At 40.7% G+C, this 24,119-nt stretch carries 19 protein-coding genes; 3 read left to right on the top strand and 16 right to left on the bottom strand.

Annotation, left to right across the window (positions count from 1 at the left end; translation table 11 throughout):
* Nucleotides 1-107: 107 nt before the first annotated feature.
* The 14 genes from SANK73390_RS03310 to SANK73390_RS03245 all read right to left on the bottom strand — a co-directional run bounded on the left by SANK73390_RS03310 (nucleotide 108) and on the right by SANK73390_RS03245 (nucleotide 17,617).
* Nucleotides 108-1,967: a M28 family metallopeptidase gene (locus SANK73390_RS03310; RefSeq protein ID WP_462763501.1), complete on the bottom strand. Its 1,860-nt coding sequence runs from the start codon at nucleotides 1,965-1,967 to the stop codon at nucleotides 108-110.
* A gap of 58 nt (nucleotides 1,968-2,025) precedes the next feature.
* Nucleotides 2,026-4,218 carry a M4 family metallopeptidase gene (locus SANK73390_RS03305; protein WP_462763498.1) on the bottom strand — a complete coding sequence of 731 codons (2,193 nt, stop codon included), beginning with the start codon at nucleotides 4,216-4,218 and terminating at the stop codon, nucleotides 2,026-2,028.
* A gap of 514 nt (nucleotides 4,219-4,732) precedes the next feature.
* Nucleotides 4,733-5,839 carry a DUF1513 domain-containing protein gene (locus SANK73390_RS03300; RefSeq protein ID WP_462763495.1) on the bottom strand — a complete coding sequence of 369 codons (1,107 nt, stop codon included), beginning with the start codon at nucleotides 5,837-5,839 and terminating at the stop codon, nucleotides 4,733-4,735.
* Between the two features lie 2 nt (nucleotides 5,840-5,841).
* The gene (locus SANK73390_RS03295) at nucleotides 5,842-7,026 is read right to left on the bottom strand and encodes an imelysin family protein (RefSeq protein ID WP_462763492.1); all 1,185 of its coding nucleotides are present in this window, start codon (nucleotides 7,024-7,026) and stop codon (nucleotides 5,842-5,844) included.
* Nucleotides 7,027-7,044: 18 nt separating this feature from the next.
* Nucleotides 7,045-8,472, bottom strand: a complete 1,428-nt coding sequence (locus SANK73390_RS03290; protein WP_462763489.1) for a di-heme oxidoreductase family protein — start codon at nucleotides 8,470-8,472, stop codon at nucleotides 7,045-7,047.
* The gene (locus SANK73390_RS03285) at nucleotides 8,472-10,157 is read right to left on the bottom strand and encodes a di-heme oxidoreductase family protein (RefSeq protein ID WP_462763486.1); all 1,686 of its coding nucleotides are present in this window, start codon (nucleotides 10,155-10,157) and stop codon (nucleotides 8,472-8,474) included. Before SANK73390_RS03285 ends, SANK73390_RS03290 begins: the two co-directional genes overlap by 1 nt.
* An 89-nt stretch (nucleotides 10,158-10,246) precedes the next feature.
* On the bottom strand, nucleotides 10,247-11,689 hold the full coding sequence (locus SANK73390_RS03280; RefSeq protein ID WP_462763483.1) for an imelysin family protein: 1,443 nt from the start codon (nucleotides 11,687-11,689) through the stop codon (nucleotides 10,247-10,249).
* Between the two features lie 297 nt (nucleotides 11,690-11,986).
* Nucleotides 11,987-13,993: a TonB-dependent receptor plug domain-containing protein gene (locus SANK73390_RS03275; RefSeq protein ID WP_462763480.1), complete on the bottom strand. Its 2,007-nt coding sequence runs from the start codon at nucleotides 13,991-13,993 to the stop codon at nucleotides 11,987-11,989.
* A gap of 131 nt (nucleotides 13,994-14,124) precedes the next feature.
* A complete protein-coding gene (locus SANK73390_RS03270) occupies nucleotides 14,125-14,388 on the bottom strand; it encodes a CBU_0592 family membrane protein (protein WP_261591429.1) in 264 nt (87 codons plus the stop codon).
* 156 nt (nucleotides 14,389-14,544) lie between these two features.
* The gene (locus SANK73390_RS03265) at nucleotides 14,545-14,796 is read right to left on the bottom strand and encodes a hypothetical protein (RefSeq protein ID WP_261591538.1); all 252 of its coding nucleotides are present in this window, start codon (nucleotides 14,794-14,796) and stop codon (nucleotides 14,545-14,547) included.
* Between the two features lie 6 nt (nucleotides 14,797-14,802).
* On the bottom strand, nucleotides 14,803-15,207 hold the full coding sequence (locus SANK73390_RS03260; protein ID WP_462763477.1) for a DUF1761 domain-containing protein: 405 nt from the start codon (nucleotides 15,205-15,207) through the stop codon (nucleotides 14,803-14,805).
* Between the two features lie 164 nt (nucleotides 15,208-15,371).
* On the bottom strand, nucleotides 15,372-15,896 hold the full coding sequence (locus tag SANK73390_RS03255) for a response regulator transcription factor (RefSeq protein ID WP_261591427.1): 525 nt from the start codon (nucleotides 15,894-15,896) through the stop codon (nucleotides 15,372-15,374).
* 2 nt (nucleotides 15,897-15,898) lie between these two features.
* Complete coding sequence (locus SANK73390_RS03250) at nucleotides 15,899-17,131, bottom strand: sensor histidine kinase (protein ID WP_462763473.1); 1,233 nt, start codon at nucleotides 17,129-17,131, stop codon at nucleotides 15,899-15,901.
* 84 nt (nucleotides 17,132-17,215) lie between these two features.
* Entirely contained in the window at nucleotides 17,216-17,617 is a 402-nt protein-coding gene (locus SANK73390_RS03245; RefSeq protein ID WP_261591425.1) for a nuclear transport factor 2 family protein, read from the bottom strand.
* A 288-nt stretch (nucleotides 17,618-17,905) separates the two neighbouring features.
* On the opposite strand from SANK73390_RS03245, the gene SANK73390_RS03240 reads away from it, so the two are divergent.
* Complete coding sequence (locus SANK73390_RS03240; protein WP_261591424.1) at nucleotides 17,906-18,970, top strand: ketoacyl-ACP synthase III; 1,065 nt, start codon at nucleotides 17,906-17,908, stop codon at nucleotides 18,968-18,970.
* 123 nt (nucleotides 18,971-19,093) lie between these two features.
* Here the strand turns inward: SANK73390_RS03240 and SANK73390_RS03235 are convergent, their stop codons facing one another.
* Both SANK73390_RS03235 and SANK73390_RS03230 read right to left on the bottom strand, forming a co-directional pair.
* Nucleotides 19,094-20,461 carry a leucyl aminopeptidase family protein gene (locus tag SANK73390_RS03235; RefSeq protein WP_462763640.1) on the bottom strand — a complete coding sequence of 456 codons (1,368 nt, stop codon included), beginning with the start codon at nucleotides 20,459-20,461 and terminating at the stop codon, nucleotides 19,094-19,096.
* A 62-nt stretch (nucleotides 20,462-20,523) separates the two neighbouring features.
* The gene (locus SANK73390_RS03230; RefSeq protein WP_462763468.1) at nucleotides 20,524-20,889 is read right to left on the bottom strand and encodes a hypothetical protein; all 366 of its coding nucleotides are present in this window, start codon (nucleotides 20,887-20,889) and stop codon (nucleotides 20,524-20,526) included.
* A 90-nt stretch (nucleotides 20,890-20,979) separates the two neighbouring features.
* On the opposite strand from SANK73390_RS03230, the gene SANK73390_RS03225 reads away from it, so the two are divergent.
* Both SANK73390_RS03225 and SANK73390_RS03220 read left to right on the top strand, forming a co-directional pair.
* On the top strand, nucleotides 20,980-21,162 hold the full coding sequence (locus SANK73390_RS03225; protein WP_462763465.1) for an oxidoreductase-like domain-containing protein: 183 nt from the start codon (nucleotides 20,980-20,982) through the stop codon (nucleotides 21,160-21,162).
* Between the two features lie 240 nt (nucleotides 21,163-21,402).
* Nucleotides 21,403-24,045, top strand: a complete 2,643-nt coding sequence (locus tag SANK73390_RS03220) for a TonB-dependent receptor plug domain-containing protein (RefSeq protein ID WP_462763461.1) — start codon at nucleotides 21,403-21,405, stop codon at nucleotides 24,043-24,045.
* Nucleotides 24,046-24,119 lie beyond the last annotated feature (74 nt).

The following is a 24,119-nucleotide window of genomic DNA, read 5'->3' as shown; positions in this document are numbered from 1 at the left end:
AAGAGTATGAAGGAGTGTTTCGCTAACAACAAGGATAAAAGTGAATAAATCGTTAAGTAAAGCCAGAACGACGCAAGTTCCAGCTTTACTTAATTGCTACTTAGTCACTATTGCGCATTAATAGTCAGTGTAACACCACTACTATTACTATAACCTTTAAGGCCAATATACCAAGTGCCTGACTCAGGAGAGTCAAAACTACAAGACTCTACGTTGCCATTTTTATAAGGGCGACAATCATGTATTGTGTCTGATACGTCGCTTGCATGCTTCACATACAGGTCGACATCGCCTGTACCACCAGATATCGCCACTGTTAAATTTGCGTATCCGGCATCTAAACCCTGTTCAAAGCGAATCCAATCACCACGACTTACGTTCAAGTTACTTTCTTGGCGGTTAATGGGTGTCGGACCTTGCCCTGCAGTTTGATAACTTCCAGTTAAACTCACACCGCTTATCTGATTCCACGCTTCAACCATCACATGATAAGTACCGACTTGGGCATTTGCGATATCGCAGCGCTCATTACTTGTTGACGTGGTACTTTTACAATCATACATATCGAGAGTAGGCTTAGAGCCAAGTTTAACATACAAATCTGCATCACCTGTTCCACCTGCAGTTGTAAAATTAAGCCCTGAACTATTTACAGGTACTTCTAGCGTGTAAAACAATTGTTGTTTAGGCGTACCTGAAATGCCCGATTTGGCAACGCCATTCTCTAGTTTATTATCTGGTACAGGGTCAATTGTGCCAGCGTCTTTTGCAAGCTCTGCCAAGTAAGTGACGGCCAACTTTGCAAATTTACTAGAATGATTAGCATCAAATTCAGTATCATTGACGGTATGAATTTTTCTATTAACATCAGACATCGCTGATTCAAATGGCATAGATGCCGCATAACCTTGCTGATACCAAGATGCATGATCAGAGCAGCCATACCCACATTGATCATAGCCATAGCTTATCGACGGTAAATAAGTATCAATAAGCTGACCTAAAAATTGGTTTTGCGCGCCATTAGTGTAATCAGTCATCATCACAATATCTTGTGTACTGCCATTTCTTCCCGACATATCAAACTGCACCATACCAACCACGTTTTTATTCTGCGATTTATATGCTTGAGCGATAGCCTTTGAACCTCGAAGTCCGACTTCTTCAGCCGCATAACCCATAATTTGAATGGTACGCTTAGGCTTAAAATCACTGGCTACAACTGCACGCAATGCCTCAGTTAACACAGCAATACCTGATGCATTATCATCTGCTCCAGGGGCCCTTCCTGCACTTGGGTTTGACGAATTGATTGAATCCAAATGACCGCCAATAACAACTATTTCATTCGCTTTTTCACTTCCAGCAATAGTCACTACAACTGATGACTGCGACCAACTATGATTATAATAATCAACGCTAATGTCACTGCGAGACGCGCTTAGCTGCTGCCAGTGGCCTTTTATCCATTGCGCCGCGTCAACGCCTGTTTGCTGCGTATAGTAACGGTTATGAAAAGCACTTAGTGTATTAACCGTATTAGTTAAATTGTTGGCTGAAATGTAACCTAGCAAACTGTTAACTCGCTCAGGGTTATCAATTGTATAAGCAACGAGTTGTGGGCTAATATCTCCCTTTTGCACATCAGCAAGCTGCGCCAAATATTGCTGAGCTTCTTGATAAGAGCTGTGCGCCACAAAGCCACCACAGCGATGGTAATTATCATGCATAAATGCACTCAGCTTCTCCACCATCCCCTCATCAACTTGCATTAGACTGGCATTTTCTTGAGCACTGGTTTGTGTATTTACCGATACTCCGCTCATCATATTTTTTAATTGATAGTGTTTTGCTGCATGAGGGTCAATGGTTACCCAAATTTTTTCATCTGTTGGCACATTCGCCGTCACCACAAAGCTTGCAAGTAAACTTACTCCCACTAAGGGCAATGTTATTGCTATGTTCATGTTGTATTATCCTTTACTGTTGCATAAAAAAGGGAGCAAATGCTCCCTTAAACGCAGATTAATTTGCTTTAATATTAAGCGTTACGCCACTTGCTGCATTGTAGCCACGTAAGTCTATGTGCCAAGTGCCTGCTTGCGGGTTAGCAATCGTGCAAGTTTCGCTATTGCCACTTCTATACGGACGACATTCATAACTGGTCGTAGTTGATGCAGAACCAAAGTTAACATATAAGTCCGCATCCCCCGTTCCACCTGAAATAGTGACATCTAATGAAGAATAACCTGCGGTTAATTCTTGAGTAAAACGCGCCCAGTCATTGCGTGCAACTGAGATATTCGCTTCTGTGCGGTCAACTGGAGTTGGGCCGCCCGTATCAGTAGAAAAACTACCGGTTAACGTCACTGCGGAAATTTGATTCCAAGCTTCTACCATTACAAAGTAAGTGCCAGCTTGCACACTGTTAATCGCGCAGCTTTCAGTTGATGACGAACTAGTGCTTTTACAATCAAATGTTTCAAGTGAGGGTCTTGAACCAAACTGTACATACAGATCTGCGTCTCCCGTGCCACCAGTAGTTGCAAAATTCAAGTTAGTGGCACCGGCAGGAACATTCAGTACAAAGAACTGCTGCACTTTTGCTGCACCTGAGATACCAGAACGAGGCACACCGTTGAAAATTTCTTCATCTGTGATTGGGCCACCACAATTACCACCAGGGCTTGCGCTTGAAGTAACACCAACCGCCGCTAAAGCAGCTTTAACATCATCGGTATCAAAACCAAGATCACATGCTGCATCAATAGCGCCGTTACCCGCTAAATCCCAATTAGTACTTGCTGTCCAATATTCTTGGTTGGCTTTAGCCATAACTAAAAACGCTTTTTTAGTATCCCAGCCCGCAGTCGTAGCTAGGTTATAAAACGCTTTATTAAATACGCCTGAGCTGTGGTGCACATCCATACCAGAGGTATAGTCAGATTGGTGATCGATAGAGCGCCCATCTTGCGTTGGGTTATTCATGTAACGAAGCGCACCTTGAGACTTAAATATATCTTGGCCAACTAACCAATCATTTGAATTTTTCATATAAAATTCAGCTGCCTCACCTGACATATCTGAAAAAGCTTCGTTGAGTCCTCCTGATTTTCCACTGTAAATTAATCCAGAGTTTTGCTCAGTGAAACCATGACTCACTTCATGTGCAGAGACGTCAAGACTTACTAACGGGTAAAATCTATCTTTACCGTCACCAAAAGTCATTGCACTGCCATCCCAAAATGCATTCTCATAGTTATTACTGTAGTGAACACGCATTTTCAACTGGAACGAAAGTGGAGGCGACCCAATCCAATCGTTGTACATGTCAAATACAACATTACCAAAATAGTGTGCATCGTTTAACGGTGAGTAAGCACCATTTATCTCCTTAACTGTATTTTCTGGGCAAGTAAAACTATGTGCTGAAGAACCTGATGTACCATGGTTTAGGTTAATCGTTTTCACATTAGTATTATTCATCGTACATGTGTTACCAGACTGACTCACATTTAGATAGCCAAAATCGGTTCCATAAGCATATCGACCTGTTTTTTGGTTTCCGCCAGGACCTGTCGCTTCAGCATGTTGCAAGTTTTCGTAACCAAATAATAATTCACCAGTATGTGCATCAATAATTTGGTATGGTCGAGATGGATTATCACCGTACACTACATATTGCACTTCATATGCTAGGTAAGCTTTTTTATTCTTACTATTAACCCAAACTACTAACTGTTTAGTTTCATTATGCTTTTCTAGCTTTTCGCCTTTAGCGTTTAACGCCTTCATGCCATGCGTTTGTTCTGCTCTAGCAACCGCCATATCCTCATCTAAAGTGGGTGTCACAGCATACACATCAGCTGCAATATCATACACAGCAGCACCATGAGCAAATTTCAACTGATTATTTTTATCAAATGATAAAATCACCGAGTCACCAATCACTGGTACACCTTTGTACATTTGCTGATAACGACGCGTCACATCACCATTGGGTTGCTTAAATTCTTTAATTAGCACCAGCTCGTTATCTGCACTTAAACCCACAACATCTCGTGGTTTGGCAGAAAGTACCGATACTGCTTGCGAATTAATGGCCGCACTAATCGTGCTATTTTGATTTAAAAACTGCTTATTTGCAGCCGCCGCTGTGCCCATATGTATCACAGCCAATGCTGAAAGTGTGGATAAAGTGATAGTTGATAATTTCACGTTTACGCTCCAATTTATTGTTTATGTTGTATCCGTCAGTAATGCTGACTTTTAATCAGCGGCTATAGTTTCACCGCTAAAAACAGCTTAGTAGAGCGAATATAAAAAACACAGACAAACTTAACAAAAAATAAACACCTTATTGAAATTAAATATACACTTAAAAATCAATTAACTAATATTTCAAACCTTGAATAAATGCAAAAAACCAGCCTAAAAACGTAAAGAGTGAGTTACAATTGTTAACAATTTTAATACATGAAAAAATATTGCATTGCCAAAAAAGTCAGATTAAGTCTAAAAAGACAGGATTGAGGGTCGAATTATGCAGTTTAATAGGCTGGCGTGATTCAAAGTGGCAGAGTATTCATTCTAAATCAGGGGGTAAAATGCTATACTGTAACGTTTTAAGAACAGAAAACGTGTGATTTGAACTGTACTAAAACTAAAAGACATAATAAACCGTTACTATGAAGATTTATTATGTCTAACTATTTAATTTAATGAAGGATCTTCATATTGCTATCATGTGGTTATCCCAATGAAGCGGGTGCTCAACTTCGATTCCCGTTGATGTTAGCAAGCCATGTCCAGTACTTGCAATAAATTCACTCTCCAAAGGGGCAATACCAGCACAATCACTGTTCATTGTAAGCTGTCGCAGTGTTTCGGTATGTCTATTCCAGTAACCAACCACCCCACCTCTTGGCGACGTTACAGCAATAACATTGCCATTTTTATTAACAGCTAAACTTGCTATATACTGTTTAAAAGTCAGCCACTGAGATTCACTTGCTTGTAATGCATTCAATTTGCTTCCTCTTTTATGTGAGAACACAAGAGGCTTTACATAATGTGCGGGGCCTTGATATTGGCATCCAACATAAACAGTATCATCCGAAGCTAAACATAAATGGCGCGTACTCAGCTGATGGTCCGGTGGTTTTACCTGTTCAACTACTTTTCCAGTAAGCATATTGATATAACTCAAATTTGGCTGCATCACATCTAAATTCAACTTTGCTCTCGCCTTGGCTGGGTGTGTATGAATGCCACCATTAGCTACCACCAAAGTATTTTCATGCGCAAGCATCGCGAGCTGATGAGGGCCAATACCTCCACTACTAAACTGTGCTTCAGTGCTAAAGCTACTGGTGTTTCTAACAACAATGATGCCTTCGTGTGCTCGGTATGAATCATCATAACGATTCTCTGTGGTATAAAGCCACTTCCCATCTTTACTCAATGCACCATGACCAAAAAAGTGCTGGCTTTTCGCACTCTTTACTCTATTAATAATTGTCTGAGTATCTAAATCAATCACGTACAGCACACGACCGGGACGACGAGAAAATGCCAGTAATATATTGTTACGAGGCACATAACATAAATCATGTGCCCTTACTTGAATATTAACTTGCCCTAAAATATCACCATGTTGATTAAACCAAGCAACATGGTGATTACCTTGCTTATCAGTGTATGCACTCGCAAAGTGCTGCTTTGATATAACACTGCAACTGGTGAAAAAAGGCGTAATACATACGCTGGCACTAATAGCAAACAACCCCTTACAAAAGTCACGACGAGACAACCTCACAGCGCTCGTTTTAACTAACATTTTCAATCTCCGTCGTTGGTATTGAAACCAGGTTCAAGACCCGTAATTTGTACAAAATCACTGCTCATTAAACTGCGTAAATTCGCAATTGAAGTAGACAGTGCTTCCAACTGAAAACGGCCTTGGTTTGTAGCAATGAGTGTTTTCATTGGTTGGTATTGCATCACATCAATCGCGTCATAGATTGCCTTAAAATGCAGGTCAATTTCTGTTGCTACATCATCTCTTTGACTTACTTTACTTAAGTAGTCAACAAAACCGAATCCTTCAGAGCCTTTATATATTTGTTCAAGAGCAACAATATTTGCATGTATATTTCTTAGTGAAGTTTGACTAAAAGCGCTTTCTACGAGTTCTACTTTACCTGGGGTCTCAAGTGCTAACGGACCATCAATTTTGTTGTCTTTTATTACCTCTAGATATTCAAACCATATCGTCAATAGCTTTTCCAAAGCCTGTTTTTTATCCGTGAACTTACCTGAGCCCGCTTTAAAATTGTCACCATACTCCCCTTGCCAATGAGTGATGCTATTATTTAATAAAGTTTCAATATTCTCGGTAATAGCATTTAAATAATTACATCGTTTATCTAAGTCTTGTGCCTCAAGTAATGGTATTTGAGAATTAAAAACTATGTACTCATAGGCTGGTAAACCTTGCACTTGGTGTTTTAATGATGCAACACCTTGTGAGAAATCAGGTTCTGCATCCAGCAAAGCTATCACATCGCTGGCCAGCTTATCCGCTGAGATTGGCCAAAACTGAATTCTTGAGTAGTGATATGTGTCTGCGATTGGACCTAATTTAATAGTACGTGCCTGTTGCCAAGCCAAACTCGTTTGTTGCCAAATACTTTGTAGTTGGATCAGGCTACTTTGATCGCGTTGCGTATTATTGCAAAAAGCTGCTGTTTGCGCTTTCAAAGCTAAATTTTGCTGTTTTACATTTTGATAAACTGGCAAAATCACCGAATCAACCATAGCCCTAGTAAGCTGCTCATACCCCTGTTCTGGCGTTAACTTTTTCTGTGTCGTTGTTGAAGCGCCCTCAGTATTATTATTCTGTTCTTGCTGCTCTTTATTGATCTGTGGTGTATCGGAACCACCTCCACAGCCACTTAATGACACGGTCGTCATCAAAACTAAAAAAAACGTCCAGAAAACAGCTTTATTATCTTTTTGTGCCATTATATATCCCACTTAAGCTTATATTTGTTTTAAAAAATAAATTAGGTCGCTGCGCTGTGTTGCGCTCAAATTCATAAAGCTTTGTTGAGACATTTTTGCCTCACCACCATGCCAAAGAATCGCCTCTTCAAGAGTTCTCGCCCTGCCGTCATGCAAAAATGCTTGAAATCCTTGTACACGCTTTTGTAGGCCAATCCCCCATAACGGCGGTGTTCGCCACTGTTTGCCTTGCGCTAAGTTTTCTATGCCTTTATCAGCTAGTTGTGCGCCCATATCGTGTAGAGCTAAATCTGAATAGGGGTAAATTGACTGAGACTGCAAAGCCACTATTGGATAATCAGACCTGGTAATATATTTAGGGGTATGACAGGTGTCACAACGCAGCTGATAAAATAACGCTCTGCCATTTTGTGCGCGTTCACTTAATAAATCTCGTGCTTTAGGCACCGCTAAGATTTGATTCATATATACAGTTAAATCGTGTAACTTTTTAGGTATGTCTAACGTACCTTCAGGGTCAATCTCTGCCGCATTTCGACACATTAATTGAGCATCTGTACATACTTCTTCACTAAAAACTGGGTTGGTGATCCCAATGTCATTTAAAAATGCGCCTGCAACTTGTTGCTCTAATGTGGCATGCAATCCTTTGAAACCAAACCGGCCAATTTGTATTTGTCCCGTTAGTGCATTTGTTACAAAATTGTATTTTGTAGTAATGCCATCCGCATCTTGGTCATCCATATCTTGCTGGGCAAGTAAATCTTGCTCAGCAATTGCATCTAGTAACCCCATCCCATAAATAGCCGGTGTATAACGTGCAGATAACACCGTATTCGTTTCTATTTGGCCATATCCTAATTGTTCCAGCTCATAATGAGGTTTTCTTAAACTAAAAGAAATACCGTCTGGGTACTTACCTGATAATGCCTCATAATGTACTCTGACTTTACCTTCGCCCGCTATGGCCTTTGCTATTTTATGATGCGATACACGCACTGCATTAGGCTGCAATTGACTACCATAATTTTTATCACTGCCATAAGATTCGCTTTTTAACAAGCGAAATAATAACGCGGGGGCAGCAAACTCACCGCTTTTATTCAATCGACCACGGCCCCCATCGTTATGACAAGTTTTACAAGAACGCGCATTAAAAAGAGGCCCTAAGCCATCTCTATCAGTTGTAATGGCAGGCGAAGCAACCCAAGGGTCTCGAAAAAACGAAAAACCATCCCAAAAGTCCAACTGCTCCATGGTAGGCACATTGCCAGCTGGATGAATAAAGGTCCTTTTAGCAATACGTCTGGCCGTAGCCTGCCCTCCGGGCAGTAGCTCTTGTTTTGAAAAGACAGGCACTTTGCGCTGAGGTAACTCTGTAATGACATTTTGTGTTGTAGCGGCAGTATTTAATAGTACCGCTGATAGCAAACTTAAAGTTAACATTATAGCGACCCTAAGAATGCCAATAATGCAGTGCGTTGTGTTTTATCCATATTGATAAAAGCTTGCTGCGAAGCTTTAGCTTCACCATCATGCCAAAGAATGGCTTCTTGTATACTCCTAGCCCTACCATCGTGCAAAAAAGTTGCCTTTGGGTTTACTGTTTGAACTAAACCTAAGCCCCACAAAGGCGGCGTTTTCCATTCACTTGCCGTTGCTTCTCCCTCTGGGCGGCCATCTGCTAAGCCTTCACAACGCTGTACATAAATGCACTGCTCACCTTCATTGCACGATTGCCCATCAATCAATTCTTTACTCACCACACATGACCCGCCCATATCGTGCAAAAGCAAGTCAGTATAGGGATAAATGACCTGTTGCTCTAAAGCTATAATGTTTGTACGGGCATCTGAGAGAGACACTAAATCAACATCACCCAACACACTACCCGGAGCTTGTGCAGTTTTATAACGAGGAACATGGCAGCTATGACAATTAGCTGCATAGAACTGTGCACGGCCGGCCAGTATTTCTTCTTGCCATAACTGAGTACTTACATCAAAGCCACGACGTTTCGGGACTGCCAAAGTTCGGTTATAAAACTCAACTTGTGCCAAATCTACATCATTTAGGTCAACACCATTATGATGTTTGTTGTTTTCTCGTTCAGCTTGAACAAGGCACGCTATTTGTGCATCTGTGCACGGCTCTGCTGAGTTTATCGAGTTCGTTACCCCCATATCTCCACGATATGCCCCTGCAATTTGCTGTAATACCGAGCCCGTTACCGCTTTTTGTCCAAATCTTGCAATTTGTTTTTCGCCTGAAACAGGATGTGATGTATAAGCTGGACGTCCTGAAATCCCATCATTATTGTTATCAGTAGGGTCTGCGTAGGCTAAAAGATGCTGTTGTGGAATACTTTCAAGTAAACCCGAACCATAAACATGTGGCGTTACACGTGCCGAAAACTGCACATCATCAATAAAATCTCCATAAGCCAAGTCTTTAATTTTATATATTGGCTTACGTAGTTCATAAGTTTCACCATCAGAAAAAGCACCTGTAACGCGCTCATATTCAACCCAAGTATACGCCTCACCGTAAGCCAAGCCCTCATCTAACGCACCACGATACTTAGCAATTACACCACCATATGTACCTTCTAATGTGCCAAATACTTGCAGTTGCTCACCATAAGTCGGTTCAACATTACCTAAGCTATCGCCAATACGCAAAAACATACTACTCATCGCTTCATCAGCGGTGCTTGGCACTTGTCCTCGACCATCTTTAATATGGCAACCTTGGCAACTAGTGTTGTTAAACAGCGGCCCTTGTCCATCATGGTTACTTCTAAAGGTATGATCACCCGCTTTAAAAACCGCATCAAGTTGAGGCTCATCGACAATGGCTTCAATCGCTTGGCTATAAGCATTTTGGTCAACCATATTTGTTGTCCCAAGTCCGGCACTCAGGTGCTCGGATGAGTCAGGTTGATTGATTAATAACGGTGCTAACCCATCATTGATGGTAATGTTAAAAGCATGATTATTGGTTGCTACTTGTTCACTCTCATTGCTGTTGTCTTTTTTATCATTACTCTCGCTGTTTGAGTCTCCACCACCACAAGCATTTAAGCTTATAATCACAATCAGCATAAATAATTTTTTCAATGTATATGTCACTTCAGTGCCCCTGCATCTGTGCAAATGTAATTTGCATCAGAAACTGAAATAGCTGGCATTGCGCCAGCCGTATTGTTCAATAAGGTTGGTTAAATATTTTCTTCTGTATCTTGTTTAAGATCTTCAGCTGACACATCTAATGCATCAATGGCTTGTTGGATAAGGTCCGTTTGTTCACCTAGAGCAGAAATAGCCGCATAGATATATTCTTTATGCTCAGCTTTTTGAATTTGCACATCAAACGACATCCCTGATTTAGCTGTTTCATCAATAATTAGAACTTTGGCCATAGTGCTGTCAAGCGCCGCCTTTAGTTTTACTGCAAGTTCTTCATGACCTTTAGTGATCAATAAGTTATGAATGCTAGCACCACTTTGCTCTAACCCATTTACGCGTGTATAAAGGCCAAGGTAAGTATTTCGAATACCCTTTGCATTTAACCAAATATCTCTGTGTGTATTATCGGAAAAACATGAGTGCTCATCTTCTTGGCTATCGGTACGCACAGCGATACTCATTCGCTCTCCTGCCAGCTCACCAAAGCTTAAACGGCCCATGCTTTCTAACATCGCGCCAAGATTTGCTGCTGCGTTTTCAGCTTTTACGTATTCTTGGTAATGGAACCCCGTGTCAGGCCGCCATGCATCAACTACAGCTTGTAAATCTTTTACCAATAATTGTGTAACAGCCTTGAGATAAACACCACGGCGCTCACATATTTCATTAAATGAGCCCTGCTCACCTGATGTACAAGTGCGACCATTTGCCTCATCACTTGGTAAGTTTGTGCTGGTGTAGTAATCAGTGATTGGTCGATGACCTGCAGTATAATCTCGTTGTGCTGTGTAAGTTAGGTCAGCATTAAGATCTTGGCCCCATAGTAAAAACTCAATTGCGTGATAACCCGAGGTGACATTCGCTTCTTCACCATCTAGTTCAAACTTTTCACGAATTAACTCGGCAGTGATCTGAGGGAAACTGACACTATCTAAAATAATATTACCACCAGCTTGATACACTTGGCCATTACCTCGTGACTGATTGCCGTCCATATCTTGTGTATAATCAATGAGTGCTTCAGCTAATGGCCACGCATTAATCGCACCTTCAGGACCTTGTCCATCCTCTAATGTCCAATTTCCTTGCTCATTTTTTGTTAACGCATCAATTGGCCCTTCACGAAAGCGAAATACTTCACTTTGTCCGTAAGGTTCACGCGCACTCAACCATGCTTGCTTAGCAGCCATAAAATTATTTTCGCTTGGACTGGCAACAAATTTATCAACGGCTTCTTGTAGTGATTGTGCACTGTGTAAAGCATCTGTATATACTGCAAATGCGTAGTCAGCATTCGCTGAAACCACACTTTCAATGGTTGCTGTTGGATGTACCACAGTTGTTTTGTCTGTCTGAACATTACCTTGATTTTGACCTGTATCAACAGGCGCAGCGACCTTTTTGTCATCACTACCACAGGCAGCTAAAACGCCAATACATACGAGCGAGAGTGCAATATTTTTAATGTTTTTCACAGTAATCCCAATTTTTGTAAGGTTATTATAGCGGGCGAATGTTAACGAATAATAAAGATGCATTCAATAACTATTTTCATTTAGATTAACAAACCTTAAAAAGGAACTTGCTAGTTGGGAGTTTTTATCTCTGATGGTTATAAATTGATTTCACAGATAACAAACTGATTAATATCAGCTCTTCTGTCAAACTTTAGGTCTATTAGTATTCGCAGGTGTTACTTCTTAACGGTGGATGAAATAATGAAATAGATTAATTTGAATAAAATCAGCTTTATATGGCTAAACGTTAAGCAATCAAAATTTTTGTACATAGTGTAATTTGATGCTTCTACCAGCACCTGCTATTTTTCCATCATCTATCCTAGGCTCAAATGTAACATATTGTTTATTAAAAATATTACTTGCTTTAAGCGTAATTGATTTTCCCTCATCAAAGCGCCACGATACCGAGCCACCAACAAGATAATAGGCGGTTTGATCTACACTTTCTAGCACGCCTGGTTCCGGTGTTTGTACAAATACGCTATCTCTCCATATGGCGTTCACACTCAATCGCAATGAACCTGCATTATGAGTAACTGATGTGGTTGCAAAACGCTTAAAACTTGGGTTAAAAGGCTCATCCATTAGGTGGGTATAGCCAAATTCTAACCAAGTAGCGTCCGTTGCATTAAACTTGCCATTTAATTCATATCCTTGCATATTCGTATTAAATATATTCTCAAATGTAAAACGCCTTTGCTCGATGGGTAATGAGCCTGATTGAATAGGAACCAAGTTTATGAAATCCTTGAGTTGATTATCAAATAGTACAAAATCAAACTCCCAATTTGTATATTTGTTATGCCACACAATCTCTGTGGTTTTAACATATTCTGACGTCAGGTCAGGGTTACCCACGGTCACATCATCATTTGAGTTCAATTCGTTGCTTACCGGCGTGCGAAATGATTCACCATACTGAAGTTTAAGAGTATGGTGCTCTGATAGGGCGTAAGTAGCCGCCACTCTTGGAGAAAGTTTACTGTCTATGCCTTTGACTTCATCGTATCTAGCACCAAAAAACAACGTGGCCTGCTCAGTCAGCGCATATTTTACCTGTCCGTATATTGCAGTTGAGTCGAATGATTGTAATAAGTTATTAAAGGGGATATGCGGTTTTACAGTAATTACGCCATCTTGATAAAATTCATTACCCAAATATACGTCACCACGGGTGAAATCATAATAACTGCTATTAATTCCCGCTTCAGATTGTTCCTCTTCAGAATACTCAACACCAAAGTTAATTGCAGTTGAGACACTTACGCGATAAGCAGCATCAACATTAATTGAGAAATCAATTGATTGCCATGCGGGCCCAACAAAAAAGTCATGCTCAAGCCCCAACTGCTGGGCTGTGGCAATTAAACCGGCAGAATAAATATCATGTTTGATGTATTTTAGCGTTGAACGGACATCCCATTTGTCACTATTCAACCAATCATATCCAAGCGAAAAAGCGATATTCTCACTTTTGTGCTTGTTTTCATCTGACCAACCCGCCAAGTTCACAAAACCATTAAGTTGCGTTTGGTTGTGCCACATTGATAGCTCAAAATCATGCCATTGTGCACCAAACTCGACATAGTAACTAGCAAGCGGGTCTCTCACGCCCTGTTCATAACGATGCCCCTGCTGTCCTTGCCAAGATGCATTTGCATATACAGCCAGTACATTAGAAAGTGATTTGCTAAGACTGAATGCCGCTTGTGTATACCCTTGCTCTCCAATGCCCGCACTCATTTGGTTTCGATTTTTAAAGGTAATGATGTTCATCACACCTAAAAATGCATTACTGCCATAAAGTGCTGATCCGGGCCCACGGATAAATTCAACTTTTTTAATAGTGTCTACTGAAATGTGTGGCATATATACCGACGCTTTGCCAAATGACGACTCGTTCAATCGATGTCCATTGAGCATAACAAGTACATTACCACTATCTAAAAACACACCACGGGTATGCTCTTTAGGCACAGCCCCAACCCAATCACCGCGAGTTGATTGAAACCCAGGCACATAGTTCATCAAATCATAAACATTGGTAACGCCTAACAAAGACATGTGTTGATGGGTAAACACCGTAATGCTTGAGGGGACACTGGCGCGCGTTTCATCGGTTTTTGTGGCTAAGCTGATATTAACATCTAACAGCTCTTCAAAAGACAACGCAAATATATCAGGATCTTCATTAGCCTGGCAAATAGAGGCTATAAACCAAGTAGCAAGCAGAGAAATTTGTTTTTTATATGTATTCATAGTTCAGCCTAGCTACGTGCACTGACTGAAACAAAGGTAAAAATATGGCAACAGCACAGCGACTTTCACATTATATTAATAATACAAATGATCAGCTGCCGTGCAAGCTTTTACATGTAATTTATTGAAATTTATGTAGCAACAGTACTTTGCTTTGCCTTAAAGTACTTAACCAAGCCTATTATTGAGGCGACGATCCAAAATAATTCAATAACAAAACTTGCCAAGTTAAAATTGTAACATAAGCTGATTAGCAGTAAGATTGCGCCTGTGAGGTTCATCACGTTATAAGTTAAGCTCTCTGGTGCAGCTTTTCCTAGTTGAAGCATAAAAAATGCGCCAACTACCAAAGCAGTACCACTCATACCTATTACATCAAACAGTATATCAATCATGTTTTTGTCCATCAAAAATGCCAGAATTAGCTAGCTATAACTCACCCAAACACACTGGCCCTTTCCATGGGTAGGGTGACTTTCAATCGTTGAAACAGCATAAACGGCGAGAATCATAGCAGCTGTATTACCCTGTAACAGGATAATTGTCCGCTACTACTTAAACCTAACTTTGCCGCCAATAAATTTTATAGCAGGTGTACCACGTATTATCGTAGCGCGTGCAAATACCTGCTCGCAAGATGGACAGTGATTGTTGTCTTGTGTGTGGTTTTTTGTAATACGTTCTAAAAAGCATTTTACCAGCGCGCCCTTACCACCTTTACGATATTTAAATAACGCACAAGTACAATTAGCACAATAGATATCAACAGTACGGACTGGCCCTTTTTTATTTGGTTTTGCCATCATCCACTACCCCGTTATGCTCAAAATAAAAGCCATTAAAATAAACTGGCAAGTGTGATAGCCTCCATTAATAAAAAATAGTTTTAACGGTCGTTGTTCAAAGATATAGCTAATACCTAGCGCTGTTGAAACAAGTCCGCCACCCACAAATGAACCCATAGCTATCGAGTCAATTAACAGGGGGTCTTTACCCAATAACACAGCCATAAAAAAAGCAGCCACAAGCGCTAACATTAGCGCACCACCGTAAATAAGCTTAGGATCACTTTGCTGCAAGTCTACCTCTGTCAAACCACAACACTCCATCCATACATGGCCAAATAACCATGGCGAATACCACAACCCCCCAAGCATAAAAGATGAAAGCGCAGCTAATAATACGGCCCAATAGTTCAAATCAAAAATCGACATTCAAATATCTTTAGTGCTATTTTTATTTAAATTTAGGCAATAGTTACTTGATGATCAAACTTTCCTTCTTACTCATAAGAAGTGATTAGATTTACTAAGCTCAACTTAAAATACACAACACCCAGATATAAAAGCCCGCTTAACGTATGAGAAATAGCATGACTTTATTTATGAACTGGACGTTTTTGTAGCTTACGTTGAAGTGTTCGTCGATGCATATTCAATTGCCGTGCGGTTTGCGACACATTACCATCATTTGCCTTAAGCACTTGCTGTATATGCTCCCACTCAAGCCGCTCTGCTGACATCGTATCAATATCAGATAAATGCTCACAAGAGAGACTATGACCCAATAATGTTTGCACAATTAATGCTGTATCGGCAGGCTTTGACAAGTAATCATCAGCCCCTAATTTAACCGCTTCAACCGCTGTGGCAATACTCGAAAAGCCAGTTAGTAATACTATACGGCACAAAGGAGACAGTTGACGTATTTGACTAATAAAGTTAAGCCCAGATACGCCATTCAAGTTCATATCTAATAACACATAGTCTGGTTGGTTGGCCAAGCATTGAGCGACCACATCTCGAATATCATTTACTATCACAGGCTCAAAGCCATGTTTTTGCAATCGCCTAGCGAGTGCGTTAGAAAAAGCAATATCATCTTCAACAATGAGTAATTTCATAATCATAACTTCGTTTGCGTTAACGGCAATACAACGCGTGTTGTAGCGCCCTGCGACGGGTTGTTCTCAATAGTCATTTTGCCTTCCAAACGCTCCAATGTAGCGTTTGATAGCACCAGCGCCATACCTAAACCATGTTCACTTGGCACCATATCATGGCCCAATTTAGCCAGCTTATGAGGCTCAATACCCAGTCCTTGGTCAACAATAGAAAGGTGCCATTGACGGTTTTTACTGAAGCTATATATACCTATTTCATGCTTGTTTGCCAATTCATTAGCTCTGGCAGCGTTAGCAACAATATTTAATAACGCTGGAATTAACATCGGATCCGTTAGCACAAAGTCGGCCTCATTATCTGCATCAACTACAACCAACTGAGCACTATATTGCATTGTTACAAGCGCGCTTAATTCAGACAGTACATCACCTATTGCAATCGCTTTTTGCGAAGGGCTCTGTTTTAAATACTCTGTTTGCGTGCGAAATCCATCAAGTTGTTTTTTACATTGGCTTAATACATCACCAATATCATGCCAAGCAGGATATTCAGGATACGCTTCTTCTACTTCTTCTAGTAGCAATGTAAGTGTAGCAATAGGCGTTGCAAGTTGATGTGTGGCTTGAGCCGCCGCGGCACCAAGCGCCAATAGCTGCTCGTTTTTAAGTTGTGTTTCTCTTATTTGCGCCAATTTTTTCTCTCGTTGCTGTAACTGTTTTGCAAGTGCCATAACAACAAAAACAATGACTAATACACTAAATACAAAGTTAATTAACATACCAAAAAAGTGCTGAGTCATATCCATATGATGAATATGATCACTCGGCACATGCCAAAACAAATAGCCATAACTTGTTATTGCACTTAATGCTATAACCAAAACAAAATGTCTAGGTATCGTTACTGCACCAACCACTATCGGAAGCAATAGTAGTGATACAAACGCATTGCTTGCCCCACCAGACAGAGATAGTAATATGGTTAAAAATATAATATCGGCAAGTAACTGTAACAACATTCCCATAGGTGCCGCTTCATGAGTGTGTCGATATACATAAACACTGGCTAGTTGAAATACCGACTCCAACGCAATAACAAATAGCAAGGGCAAAAGATTTACATCTTTATAAAAAAATAACGAGCCAGCAAGTACCATAAGCAGTTGCACTATTATTGCTATCGTTCTCAATAACAGTAAACGGCCAATAGCAGAATTAGGAGAAAAGGCTATCATAGCAACCGAGTTTTATTTCAAAGCGCTCAATCTAATGATTTAATATCAAATGACAAGTCAAATTTTAAATTTAGCTGATTTAGATCACTCATCCAAATGCAATTTAAACTCTGCACATGGTGTGCCTTGATGAAATACCAAACGCCATTTCCCATACTCCAAACGCCACAAAGACATACGAATAGAGTAATTAAGTTGGTATTTTACATTGCGACGATAAGCGGCATGATAGCTAAGTTGGGCAAGTTGCGCCGTGAGCATACGACCTTGAAATGCCTGATTATAAAACTGCGGTACTTTTTCATCTGGCAAGCGTGATAAAACATATTGTTTATTAAAAATCAGGCCATTGGCTGATATCTCATAAAAATCATTACTCAGCAGTTGTTCCAACATGTCATTGGACTGTCGTACACTGGGTTCAAGTAATTGACGCTCTTGCTCTATAAGTAGCTCGAGTAAATCAGATTTAATTTTATCGCTCATAACACCTTATAGATCAATCTGCAACTTAGGTATGAGTCTAGCCTAAACTTAGATGTGTTGCTCACAGAGTTCAACTGAAGGCTTACACTTATTTGTCATTCTTAACTTCCATAAACTACTACGCTAAATTATTCATTTAGCGTTTTAAATGCCTGTGGTATGAAAAAGTTCATATCACAAAGAACATCGCGCCCTAATGCCTAATGGTAATATCAACTGGTGATCAAACCCAATATTTGTTATAAATGCCACTATCGGCCAATGGCCAGACAAGATTAAGAGACCCGCATGATTTACGCAAAAATTACTGGTTGGGGGAAATGCATTCCACCCGCTGAAATTACTAATGACGAATTAAGCCAAATAGTCGAAACAAACGACGAGTGGATAAGCACCAGAACAGGTATTAGATCTCGCCGTGTGAGCCATGTTACGACCGCTCAATTGGCAACGGTTGCAAGTCAACATGCACTGGCTTGTGCAGGGTTAACTGGCAAAGATATTGACTTAGTACTTTTGGCCACTTGTAGCCCTTCAACCATGGTTGCCAATACAGCCTCGTTAGTACAAAAAAATATTGGTGCCACAGGTGCTGCGGCTTGTGATACTAATGCGGCTTGCTCTGGGTTTTTGTATGCCCTGCAAAATGCTACAGCACAAATTCAAGCTGGTATGATCAAACGAGCGGTTGTTGTTGCTGCTGAGCGCATGACTTGGTATGTCAACTGGGCAAAAAGAGACAGCGCTGTATTATTTGGTGATGGTGCTGGAGCTGTTATTTTAGAAGCGAGTGCCGAGCCATGCGGTTTACTTGGTACAAAAACAGGCTGCGACAGTGGCGATAGAGATATTTTACACATAGCCAATTACGGCACCGATATGGACAAGTACCAGCCAAGCGGGCCGTCTGATTTATTATTTGAAGGTCGAGAAATATTTAAACGTGCTGTCAAAGGCATGAGCGAAGCTTGTGATGATGTGCTTTCACAAGCTAACTTACAACTAAATGACATTGATGTCTTAGTGCCTCACCAAGCAAACTTACGCATCATTCAAGCCATACAGCAACGGCTAGATATCAGCGATGATAAAGTAATGGTAAACATTGATAAATATGGTAATACATCTGCTGCAACCATCGCTATTGCGCTGTGCGAAGCAGTAGAGAATGGCCTAGTCAAACCACATAGTAACATTATGTCAGCAGCATTTGGTGCTGGGTTAACATGGGCTGCAAGCTACATAAAATGGGGAGAAAGAGTCACCCCCATTGCACTAAGTGATGCAGCACTACCTCCTTGCACTCAAAGCGGTTTGGAGCTCATCGCACCTGCCGTTAAAGCCTGCCAATAGAGCTATAATATTCCCCTCTTGATTTCACACTTTTATTTAAGTGGGGAAAATCTTTACAAACCAAAAGCTTAAAAATAATGCATAAAAACAGGCTATATGAACGCCTGTTTTTCTTTTTAAAAGTTATTTAACGTAACGACTCAGCAAATAGTCAAACGAGGCTCTTAAACCAAGCCCTTCGCCACCAGCTGGGCGTCCCGGTAATGAACGAGTATTCCAAGCCATTACATCAAAATGCACCCAAGGTGTTTGCTCTGGCTCTATAAACTCTTTTAAGTAAAGCGCTGCCGTAATAGCACCACCGTAAGGGGTAGCACCACTATTTGCCATATCTGCCACATCACTTTTAAATAAGTCTTTATACTGTCCAAATAATGGTAGTTGCCAAACAGGATCTTGTGCATTGACTCCATGCTCAATCAAGCCAGCAGCCACTGAGGTATCCGTACTAAAAAAGCCGGGTAACTCAGTGCCCAACGCAACACGACAAGCCCCAGTGAGCGTGGCAAAGTCGACTAACAAATCTGGAGACTCACTTTGCGCTTCAGCTAACGCATCACACAGTACTAAGCGGCCTTCAGCATCGGTATTATCTATTTCAACAGTGATGCCTTTGCGTGTTTTAATTACATCTCCAGGTCTAAATGCATTACGTGAAACCGCATTTTCAACTGCAGGCACTAATACTCTTAAACGTACTGGTAATTTGGCAGCCATTATCATTTGCGCCAAACCAATAACGTGTGCAGCACCGCCCATGTCTTTTTTCATATTGCGCATACCTGATGCAGGCTTTAAGTCAAGCCCTCCAGAGTCAAAGCATACACCTTTACCCACTAATGTAAGCTTAGGGTGGGTTTCATCACCCCAAGTCAAGTCAAGTAGACGTGGTTTATTGTCGCTCGCTCTACCAACCATATGAATAGTTGGATAATTTTGTTCCAATAGTTCATCGCCTATGATTTGGCTAAATACACCATCAAAACGTTCACTTAATTCAATCATTGCCTCAGCCAAATGCTGTGGCATCATATCTGCGGCAGGCGTGTTAACTAAATCTCTTACTAAATAAATAGCTTCTGCACTTTGCATGACACGCTTAAATATATCCTGATCGGCAACTGCTAACTGAGCCTCAACCTTTGGTAGCGATTTATAAACCGAAAATTGATAGGCACCAAGCACAAAACTCAACGCTTGCTGCTCAACAAAAGCATCACTGCCTTGTATCTGATAAATACCTTTTGGCAATTGCTTGGCGAGATCCCCTGCTAACCACATCGAATCAAATGACTCTACGACGCTTACCACCGCAGCCAAATTTGTACTTTGCGTTTGAGGAATAAAAAAATGCTTGGTATTGGTTGTTTTAAGTGCCCCAACTATAGATTGTATTAAAGATGATTGGGTCGTTAACCAATCATCCAACTGAGATTTCAAAATAAAGTGAATGGGTATGCCTGTATCGGCTTGAACAAGTAATCCGCGCATCATAATCTGTCTCTTACTTTAAAAGTTAATTTAAGAATAACAAGTTACGAGGCGTAAATCACTTATTTGCGAGAAGCTTTATTACTGGAAGAAAATGAACTTGGCAGAACATCCACACCGACCCACTGGCCCAGTTTTACAATTAATGGAATAGTGATTGGCGCAAATGGCAATAACGCAAATACCCCTAACCCTAATCCTTTAAGCAAGTCAACAAACTGCTTATTTGCAACCACTAGTTCACTTTTTTGTGCTTTACCCGAGCTATACCTTTTATAAATATCAAGCATCTCCTTGGTTTCTTGCTTCTCCTGCGACAATGCTAATTTAAGCGCAATCATTGCACGACGCAAGCGTATTTGTTGCCTACGCTTTGATATTTTGGCCACCCTCATAGGTGCTTTATGTATAACTTTAATCAGCTTCATGCAACGCCGTTGTTGATTTAAATCATCCCAGAGTTTAGCAAATTTTCTTTTAATGGTACTATGTGATTTTAGTCTTAATTTTTTACACACATGTCTAATTCAACGAAAAACCCACCTTGCGAACCAAAAAAACCAAAATCTGATGAATGCTGCGCAGGCGGAAGTTGCTGCCCTTGTGTGTGGGATACATATCGAGCACAAAAACGCCAGTGGTTAAAATACCAACAAACAAGCATTGCGCTGAATAAAAAACAAGCAATCAGTGTGCATTAAAAATTTAATTTCATCCTACTTTCTTCCATAATTTTGACTTTAATCTACCGTTAAACCTAAGATTTTAATAATAATTATTTAAAAATTTGCCTTTATTTAAATCACTGCTACGGTTATATCGGGTGCAAAGAATGTTTGCATCACAAGTTAATGATATGTATATATAAGTTGCAATAAAAAGCAAACATGAGTTTTTGTTTAAAGCTTATGACAACAAAAGAATCAAACTGGGGAAACAGGATGAAACTACAATTAAACGCGATTAGTCGTGCAATTACTTATGCTATCGCTTCAACAGCATCTGTTGGTATATTTTCTACTACTGCGATGGCAGATGAAAATGGAGCCAAAAAAGAAAAGATTGAAAAAATAGCGGTCGTTGGTTCGCGTGCAGCACCTCGATCGGTTGGTGATTCACCCGTTCCAGTCGATATCATCGGCGGTGAAGAGTTAAGTAAGGCGGGTGGCGATGATATGCTCGAACTTTTAAAAGGTTCAGTGCCTTCATTAAACGTACACCAGAACCCAATCAGTGATGCAGCTTCATTAGTTCGCCCAGCGAACCTTCGAGGCCTACCTGCTGACAGCACGTTAATTTTACTAAACGGTAAACGTCGTCACCGTTCATCGGTTATCGCATTTTTAGGCGGCGGTATTAACGATGGTGCGCAAGGTCCAGATATCTCTGTTATTCCAAGTATTGCATTAAAGCAAGTTGAAGTATTACGTGATGGCGCTGCAGCGCAATATGGCTCTGACGCAATTGCTGGTGTAATTAACTTTGTATTAAAAGATGCATCAGAAGGTGGTAGCTTCGCAGTTAAACACGGTCAATTCTTTGAAGGCGATGGTGATACCACAACCTATGAAGGTAATGTCGGTTTGCCATTTAGTGATGATGGTTTTGCTAACTTAAGTTTTCAGTATAAAAATGCTGATGCCACAAGCCGCAGTGTGCAACGTCCAGATGCTGCGGCGTTCACCGCTGCAGGATTAGAAGGTGTAAGAAACCCAGCACAAGTATGGGGAGCGCCAGAAATTAATGACGATATCACGCTCTTTGGTAACGTTGGTTTAGATTTAACTAATGATTCGCAGTTTTACATGTTTGGTAACTACTCAGAACGTGATGTAAAAGGTGGTTTTTACTATCGTAACCCAACTACTCGCCCAGGTGTTTATGGCGGTAATATTCGCCTAGTTAATGGTGAACCAACAAGAAGACACCCAACAAATGAGACTTTACAAGCTGCATGGGATGCTGCAACACCAACGGTGCTTGTTGGTTCAAATAGTGGCTACGATCAACAACTTGACTGTCCAGTTGTTGAAATACAGTCAAACGGGCTACCAGATGCTGATGCATTAGCATCGCTATCTGCTGCAAACTGTTTTTCATTCAATGAAATTCTACCTGCAGGTTTTACACCTTTCTTTGGTGGTAACATCACGGATACGTCTTTAACGATTGGAACAAAAGGCGATATTACTGATGGCTATTTTAAAGGGGCACGTTATGACTTGAGCGGCTCAGTCGGTCGCAACGAATCTCGTTACTTTATTACTAATACGGTAAATGCATCGCTGGGTGCTGAAACACCGATGGACTTTAGTCCAGGTAAATACATTCAGTTAGAGAAAAACTTCAATGCCGACATTTCAAAGGGCTATGACTTTGACCTTGCATACGATGTGAACATTGCGGCAGGTTTGGAGTGGCATGAAGAAACATTTGAAGTGATTGCAGGTGATGAAGCGTCATTTATAGCAGGTCCTTTAACAGAGCAAGGTTTTGGTATCGGTTCTAATGGTTTCCCAGGCTTTAAGCCATCAGCAGCAGGCGAATATAGCCGCCGTAACTATGCCGCTTATGTGGATGTTGAAACGCCGTTTACTGAAGAGTTCTTAATGGGTTGGGCACTGCGTTATGAAGATTACGACTCATTTGGCTCAACCACGAATTACAAAATAACGGCACAGTTCCAAGCAACTGATGACTTATCATTTCGTGGTTCAATCAGTACCGGCTTTCGCGCGCCAACTGTAGGTCAAGCGAATGTGAGTAACGTACAAACTAACCTAAGTAGTGGTGTACTGGTAGATTCAGCACTTTTACCACCAACAAACCCTGTATCTCAGCTTTTAGGCGGTACTGAGCTACAACCAGAAGAGTCAGACAGCTATACGTTTGGTGCAGTTTATCAATCTGGTGATATATTCTTAACCATTGACTACTACAACATTCAGGTTGAAGACCGTATTAGCCAATCAGATAAAATTAACTTAACAGTCAGTCAAAAAGCTGCGTTAAAGGCAGCTGGCGTGCCAAATGTAGATAGTCTGGCGCAGGTAAGTTTCTTTACTAATGACTTTGATACCACAACACAAGGTGTTGATGTAGTTGCTAACTATTCTATGGACTTGCTAGATGGTTACTCAACATTTGCATTTGCTTATAACTGGAATGAAACAGAAGTTGACAGGTTCTCTGCGATTACTGGCGCATTCAAAGTTAAGCGCTTAGAAGAAGACTTGCCACAACATCGCGCAACAGCAACTTGGACACAACAGTGGGAAACTTTCACAGGCTTTATTCGTTATAACTACTTTGGTGAATATCAAGGTGTACACGTAGACTTCGACCAAACAGCTATCACGGCTGACCCTTCAGTTACCTTCGATGCAGAGCTAACTTACTTTGCAACTGAGAATGTTAGCTTGAGCATAGGTGCAAACAACATCTTTGACCAAGAGCCTGAAAAACTTGATTTCCAAAAGGCCTCAGGTATTCCTAACAACAATTGGGGTGGTAAATACTATGAGACGTCTCCGTACGGTATTAACGGTGGCTTCTACTATGTGAAGGCTACTTACACCTTCTAATTTTTACTGTAACCCAGCAGTAAAGGCGAAATAGCATTAGCTATTTCGCCTTTTTATTTTTACCATTAAGCTAA

The organism is Pseudoalteromonas sp. SANK 73390, assembly GCF_054966645.1.
The sequence above is the reverse complement of the archived record's forward strand: the minus strand, read 5'-3'. Positions and strand labels throughout refer to the sequence as shown.